This is a genomic window from Tatumella sp. JGM94 (assembly GCF_018257595.1).
In the GTDB taxonomy this organism is placed as follows: domain Bacteria; phylum Pseudomonadota; class Gammaproteobacteria; order Enterobacterales; family Enterobacteriaceae; genus Tatumella; species Tatumella punctata.
In genome coordinates this window covers 211,807-218,659 of sequence record NZ_JAERJN010000001.1, presented here as the reverse complement: position 1 = coordinate 218,659, position 6,853 = coordinate 211,807, and the positions used below count along the sequence as shown (strand labels likewise).

General features: G+C 46.0%; 7 protein-coding genes, 1 tRNA gene and 1 other RNA gene. 4 read left to right on the top strand and 5 right to left on the bottom strand.

Annotated elements, in window-relative coordinates; genetic code table 11:
• Positions 1-85: 85 nt before the first annotated feature.
• The 4 genes from JK216_RS01040 to JK216_RS01025 form a co-directional block, all read right to left on the bottom strand.
• A non-coding RNA gene (locus JK216_RS01040) (RtT sRNA) lies at positions 86-209 on the bottom strand.
• A gap of 40 nt (positions 210-249) precedes the next feature.
• A tRNA-Tyr gene (locus JK216_RS01035) sits at positions 250-334 on the bottom strand.
• 144 nt (positions 335-478) lie between these two features.
• Positions 479-1,327 carry a formyltetrahydrofolate deformylase gene (purU, locus tag JK216_RS01030; RefSeq protein ID WP_212707868.1) on the bottom strand — a complete coding sequence of 283 codons (849 nt, stop codon included), beginning with the start codon at positions 1,325-1,327 and terminating at the stop codon, positions 479-481.
• A 56-nt stretch (positions 1,328-1,383) separates the two neighbouring features.
• Complete coding sequence (locus JK216_RS01025) at positions 1,384-1,842, bottom strand: YchJ family metal-binding protein (RefSeq protein WP_212707867.1); 459 nt, start codon at positions 1,840-1,842, stop codon at positions 1,384-1,386.
• 223 nt (positions 1,843-2,065) lie between these two features.
• Here JK216_RS01025 and rssB point away from each other — a divergent pair, with 223 nt between their 5' ends.
• The 3 genes from rssB (at position 2,066) to JK216_RS01010 (ending at position 5,428) form a co-directional block, all read left to right on the top strand.
• Positions 2,066-3,082 (top strand): two-component system response regulator RssB, encoded by a 1,017-nt coding sequence (rssB, locus tag JK216_RS01020; RefSeq protein WP_212711664.1) that lies wholly within the window; start codon positions 2,066-2,068, stop codon positions 3,080-3,082.
• Between the two features lie 189 nt (positions 3,083-3,271).
• On the top strand, positions 3,272-4,171 hold the full coding sequence (gene galU, locus JK216_RS01015; RefSeq protein WP_212707865.1) for a UTP--glucose-1-phosphate uridylyltransferase GalU: 900 nt from the start codon (positions 3,272-3,274) through the stop codon (positions 4,169-4,171).
• Positions 4,172-4,420: 249 nt separating this feature from the next.
• A complete protein-coding gene (locus tag JK216_RS01010) occupies positions 4,421-5,428 on the top strand; it encodes an NAD-dependent epimerase (protein WP_212707864.1) in 1,008 nt (335 codons plus the stop codon).
• Positions 5,429-5,490: 62 nt separating this feature from the next.
• On the opposite strand, the gene JK216_RS01005 is transcribed toward JK216_RS01010, so the two are convergent.
• The gene (locus tag JK216_RS01005) at positions 5,491-5,898 is read right to left on the bottom strand and encodes an H-NS family nucleoid-associated regulatory protein (RefSeq protein WP_212707863.1); all 408 of its coding nucleotides are present in this window, start codon (positions 5,896-5,898) and stop codon (positions 5,491-5,493) included.
• Between the two features lie 280 nt (positions 5,899-6,178).
• Here JK216_RS01005 and JK216_RS01000 point away from each other — a divergent pair, with 280 nt between their 5' ends.
• Complete coding sequence (locus JK216_RS01000) at positions 6,179-6,799, top strand: thymidine kinase (protein WP_212707862.1); 621 nt, start codon at positions 6,179-6,181, stop codon at positions 6,797-6,799.
• Positions 6,800-6,853 lie beyond the last annotated feature (54 nt).

The following is a 6,853-nucleotide window of genomic DNA, read 5'->3' as shown; positions in this document are numbered from 1 at the left end:
TCGAACCTTGTCGAAGGTTCTCGTCCTTCTCCGTGGAGAATATATCAGTATTATTGGAATATCTGGCTGAATCGCCATATAAGAATGGTGGTGGGAGAAGGATGATTCGCCGTACCGGCTCACCCTGCGGGCCGTGCTGCGCACGTTACCTCACGCTGTTCGGTTCGAACCTTGTCGAAGGTTCTCGTCCTTCTCCGTGGAGAATATATCAGTATTATTGGAATATCTGGCTGAATCGCCATATAAGAATGGTGGTGGGAGAAGGATTCGAACCTTCGAAGTCTGTGACGGCAGATTTACAGTCTGCTCCCTTTGGCCGCTCGGGAATCCCACCTGATTGTGATGCTTCGTAACCTGCGGAAGCGGGATGCATATTAACAGAACTTTGCTTTCTGTAAACAGGCAAAAGCAATATTTCTCATTGTTTGCCTGTTTTTTGCACGGAAAATGAATGACATGCGTATTTTGCAGTCAGTCTTTAAAGGATAATCGTCCGGTTTCCGTAAACAAAGACCCGCTGGGCCAGTACTTTGTCTAAAGCACGACTCAGTGCATTTTTTTCAACATCCCGGCCGGCAAGCATCATATCGTCAGCAGTGAAGGTATGATCCACATGGATCACGTCCTGCATAATGATTGGACCTTCATCGAGATTGTCATTTACGTAATGCGCAGTCGCACCAATAATCTTCACACCGCGTTCGTAAGCCTGATGGTAAGGGCGGGCACCGATAAAGGCCGGCAGGAACGAGTGATGTATGTTAATAATCTGGTTAGGGAAGCGCTTGACAAACTCAGGGGTCAGAACCCGCATATATTTTGCTAACACTACGTAGTCAGGCTGATAACGTTCAATCTCGTCAGCCATTTTCATATCGTGTTCTTCACGGGTCAGGCCTTCATGACTCAGCAATACGAAGGGGATATCAAACCGCTCTGTCAGTGACCGCAGTGTTTCATGGTTACCAATAACGGCTGCAATTTCCATATCCAGACCACCAAACGCACTTTTCATCAGCAAATCACCCAGACAGTGTGCTTCTTTAGTCACCATAATGACTACACGACGCCGTCCGGCAGATTGCAGTTCACGAACCGATCCTGATGGCAATGCACTGTCTAAATCAGCCAGTAAAGTGGTGTCGTTGAAAATACCCTCCAGTTCGGTGCGCATAAAAAAACGCCCGGTGCGGTGATCAACAAATTCATTATTCTGGACAATATTCAGTTCATGCTTGTAGCAGATATTGGTGATTTTGGCGATAAGTCCTTTAGCATCAGGACAGATAGTTCTCAGTACTTTTCTTTGTAACGTCTGGGCTTGCATTATGTGCATTATCCTGTTGAATCTGATTTCAGTCATGCGATGTTGTCAGGTCGTTATTAACCACAACATTTTTTATATTTTCTGCCGGAACCGCAAGGGCAGGTGTCGTTTCTGCCCGCCTGCAGATGAACGCCGTCGACATAATACCAGCGTTGTTCTTCTCTTATAAAGCGGGAGCGTTCGTAAATAGCCGAAGTGTGTTGTTTTTCAGCATAACGGGCAAAAAAAGTCACAAATGCCTGGTTATTATCATTATCATAGGTGTGTGAGATAACATTTAGTCCCAGCCAGCGGGTATCGGCAAGACCTGCGGAAAGCTGTGCTGCCAGCTGTTGATGGCGCTGAGAAGCGTGCCAGCTGGCCAGCAGCCAGTGAATCTCACCACGCTGATAAGCGGTGTATCGCGAGCGCATCAGAGCGACAGGATCAGGTGCTATCTGTTCTTCGCTGATATATCGGCCACAACAGGCGCTATAAGTGGTCTGGCTTCCGCAAGGGCAGGGGTCGGTTAACACATTATCTCCGTTATTTGCCCGCGAGCTTAACGACTCAGAGTGCCGCGACGGGCCTGAGCAGGCTGAAAGTTGAAAGGCTGAGGATGAACTATACTACACAACAGCGGCAGATTCTCTCTCCCGCAACGGCGAATTCTGGTAAGGGTCACGGCTTCAGGCTGTCGTGCACTGATTCCTGCAGAGAGGAACATAACAGCCCTGAGGTTAATAACAGGTATTTTTAATGAGTAACCCATTGTCAGGTAAGAATATTTTAGTTGCAGAAGATGAGGCGGTGTTCTCTGCTGTGATTTGTGGCTTTATTGAAACACTGGGGGCCAACACACTGACGGCTTCTGACGGTAAGACTGCACTGGATATTATCGATCATTATCCGGTTGATCTGATCATCTGTGACCTGGAAATGCCGATCATGCGTGGTGATACTTTCGTTGAACAGCTGCGTGCCCGGGGAAACGCCTTACCGGTAGTGATTGTGACCGCCAGCGAAGATGTGTCTGAAATTGCCAGGATGTTACGACTGGGTGTGCAGGATGTGATCCTCAAGCCTGTTGATGATCTGACCCGGGTACGTGATGTTATTATGGAATGCCTTTACCCTTCGATGTTTGTTTCAAAAATAGAAGAGGATGAACAGTTATTTGATAACTGGGATGTTTTGATTCAGCAGCCTGAACAGGCGATAAGACTGATTAAACAGTTACAACCGCCTATTCGACAGTTACTGGCTAATACCCGCATAACCTATCGCCAGCTGACCTACACAGATCAGCCGGGGCTGGTATTTGATATTGCAGCTTTATCTGATCATCAGCTCGGTTTTTATATCATGGATGTTACCCGGGCCGGCAATAATGGCATTATGGCGGCCTTATTATTGCGGGTAATGTTTAATCAGCTATTGCAGGAAAAAATCACCGGCCAGCAGCAGAAACTGCCACAAATCGCGACCATACTTAATGATATTAACCGGTTATTGCAGGATGCCGGAATGTCCGGACAATTTCCCTTGCTGGTGGGGTACTATCACCAGCCGACCCGCCAGTTACTGCTGGTCCCGGCCGGGCTGGATTGCGATATTTTATTTGACGGAGTGCATCAGACACTGGGCAGTGGAATTCCTGCTGGCACTTTTGAACATATCCATGGAACACAGCACTGTTTTTATCTGCGTGCCTGTGAATGCAATATACGTGGCAGTGGCGGAAAACTAACACTGATGCTGCGTGCTAATGAATAGTTATTACCACAGAGTGCCCGGAAAAGTATTAATTTGTTATTTTTATGCTTATTTTCCGATAAGTATAAATCCTAATTTCGGTGCTTTTTCGCTATCAGATGAAACTCGTCGCCGATGAACTGATATACTGCCGCGGTTCAAAAACAGAAATTTCCATGGGTGTTCCTAACCCTCCAGTGAGGTAATTTGATGTCTGCTTATAAATCTAAAGTAAAAAAAGCGGTAATTCCGGTTGCGGGATTGGGAACCCGTATGTTGCCGGCAACCAAGGCTATTCCTAAAGAGATGCTGCCGCTGGTTGATAAACCCTTAATCCAGTATGTCGTTAATGAATGTATTGCTGCCGGTATTAATGAGATTATTCTGGTCACTCATTCATCAAAAAACTCTATCGAAAACCATTTCGATACCAGCTTCGAATTAGAAGCCATGCTGGAAAAGCGTGTTAAACGTCAGTTACTGGACGAAATTCAGAGTATTTGCCCGCCACATGTGACCATTATGCAGGTACGTCAGGGTGTCGCCAAAGGATTAGGCCATGCTGTTATGTGCGCCCATCCGTTGGTTGGTGATGAGCCGTTTGCGGTGATTCTGCCCGATGTCATTATTGATGAATACGAATCAGACCTTGGGAAAGAAAACCTTGCTGATATGCTGCGCCGTTTTGATGAGACCGGCCGTAGTCAGATTATGGTTGAACCTGTTGCAGACGTTACTGCTTATGGGGTGGTTGATTGTCAGGGCGCAGATTTACAGCCAGGTCACAGTGCGCCTATGGTGGGTGTGGTCGAGAAGCCTAAAGCGTCAGAGGCACCTTCTAACCTGGCAGTGGTCGGACGCTATGTGCTGTCTGCTGATATCTGGCCTCTGCTGGCCAAAACACCTCCGGGTGCCGGTGGAGAAGTGCAGTTAACTGACTCAATTGCAATGCTGATGGATCAGGAAACGGTTGAAGCTTATCACCTGAAAGGTCTGAGCCACGACTGTGGTAACAAACTGGGTTATATGCAGGCATTCGTTGAGTATGGTGTTCGTCACCCGGTTCTGGGTGAAGACTTCAGCAAATGGCTGAATAAAACCGTAAACTGACAGTAAACATATTTATCCGGGATTATCCGGTAAATATGTGCGGCCGGATTGAACCTGGCCGCTGTTATTAAGGTCATACACTGGTGTATGGCCTTTTTTTATACAGTCACACCGGTATTAACAGGCATAAATGGCGGAACGCTAAAACAATCCGTGATTTTTGCTACCGGAACCTTGTATCATTCTGCCTGTACAATGGCACACTGAAATACAGCAGCCATTTATTTTAGTTGCAAAGATGAGGGTAATATGAACTATTTGGTAACCGGCGCTGCAGGGTTTATTGGTTTTCATGTGTGTCAGCGTCTGCTTAAGGCGGGTTACCGGGTGGTTGGTATCGATAATCTTAATGATTATTACGATGTAAAGCTCAAGAAAGATCGTGTGGCATTACTCAGCGCTTATCCGGGTTTCACATTCCAGTGTATTGATATCGCCGACAGACATGGTGTAGCCACCCTGTTCAGTACTGGAAACATTCAGCGGGTGATCCATCTGGCTGCGCAGGCGGGGGTACGTTATTCAATAGAAAACCCCTACGCTTATGCCGATGCAAATCTGATCGGACACCTGAATATACTGGAAGGTTGTCGTCAGAATAATATACAGCATCTGGTCTACGCCAGCTCCAGCTCAGTGTATGGCCTGAACCGTAAGCTGCCGTTTGCTACCGAAGACAGCGTCGATCATCCGGTATCTCTGTATGCGGCGACGAAAAAAGCCAATGAACTGATGTGCCACAGTTATTCGCATCTCTATGGCCTGCCAACCACCGGACTACGTTTTTTTACTGTCTACGGTCCGTGGGGGCGTCCGGATATGGCCTTGTTTAAGTTTACCCGCGCGATGCTGGCCGGTGAAGCCATTGATGTTTATAACTATGGGCAAATGCAGCGGGATTTCACCTACATTGATGATATTGTCGAAGCCATTTTCCTGGTGCAGGATAAAATACCGCAGCCTGATCCTCAGTGGACCGTCGAAACCGGTTCTGCTGCAAAAAGTTCTGCACCTTACTGTATTTATAATATTGGTAACAGCCAGCCGGTCCCGTTAATGGATTATATTCATGCATTAGAAAATGCCCTTGGGATTACGGCAGAAAAAAATATGTTACCGTTACAGGCAGGGGATGTGCTGGATACCAGTGCCGATACCTCTGAATTATATAGCCTGATAAATTTTAAACCTGATACCAGCGTACCGGAAGGCGTCAGAAAATTTGTGGAATGGTACCGCGAATATTACAAAGTCTGAAAATAAACGGGAGGGGTTAACCCTCCCGTAAAATAACCGGATAATGAAAACAGCCAGTAAAATTACAGAGCAAAGTCTTCCAGAGTTTTGCCTTCTGTTTCAATAGCATTTCTGATCACCGCCGGAGTACGTCCCTGGCCGGTCCATGTACGGTTTTCACCTTTTTCATCGGTATACTGATATTTAGCCGGACGTGCCGCACGCCGTGCTTTCACTACCGGTTTATCTGTTACGGCGGATTGCAGTAATTCATTAGGGTCAATACCATCAGCGATCAACATTTCACGGTATTGTTCCAGTCTGAGCAGACGTTCTGAATTCTGAGCGATAGCCAGTGATTCGTCTTCACGACGCTCGTTAACAATAACTTCAAATTTCTCAAGTATATCTTCTAAAGTTTCAAGGCTATATTCTCTGGCCTGTGCACGCAGTGTGCGAATGTTATTCAACGATTTAATCACATCGCTCATTGTCCGGGTCTCACAATTAAGTAGTTATTATGCAGAAGATGATAATCATAGTCTCAGGTAAAATTTACTGCAACAGATAACTATGGCATGATCGGTAAATAAATATCCTTATAACTTTAAATGAAAACCAGGAATCACTGTAAAAATAAGAATGTACGGCTAAATAGTTACAAACAAATAGCGGATAAATGACCAACCTATCGGTGAATGAACGTTTTTTGTTCGCCGGATGTGTTGTAATAAGCCGGAAATAATTAATCTCCTATAGAGAACCGGACCCATGGCTCAACTTTACTTCTATTATTCTGCGATGAATGCCGGGAAATCGACATCATTATTACAGTCATCTTATAACTATCATGAACGGGGGATGAAAACAGTCATCTATACTGCTGAAATTGATAACCGGTTCGGTAAAGGAAAAGTCAGTTCGCGGATTGGACTCTCTTCTGAAGCACGGTTATATAATCAGCACACAGATATAGGTGAAGAAATTCGGTTACTGCACGCAGAAAATCAGCTGCATTGTGTATTAGTCGATGAAAGTCAGTTCCTGACCCGCCAGCAGGTGAAGTCGTTAACTGAAGTTGCTGACTTTTCAGATATTCCTGTACTGTGCTACGGACTGAGGACGGATTTTCGCGGAGAGCTGTTTGAAGGAAGCCAGTATCTTCTGGCCTGGGCTGATAAACTGGTTGAACTAAAAACAATCTGTCATTGCGGCAGAAAAGCCAGCATGGTATTGCGTCTTGATGGCAAAGGACGACCGTTTAAAGAAGGGGAGCAGGTGGTTATCGGTGGAAATGAACGTTATATTTCGGTCTGCAGAAAACACTACTGGCAGGCGCTTGAATCAGATGATCCTGCCGCTATCTATGGTGAAAGGTACATCCCTGAGTGATGATGATATCCTTCATTTAATAAACGCCGCTGTGGTGCGGCGTTTACCTGAGCA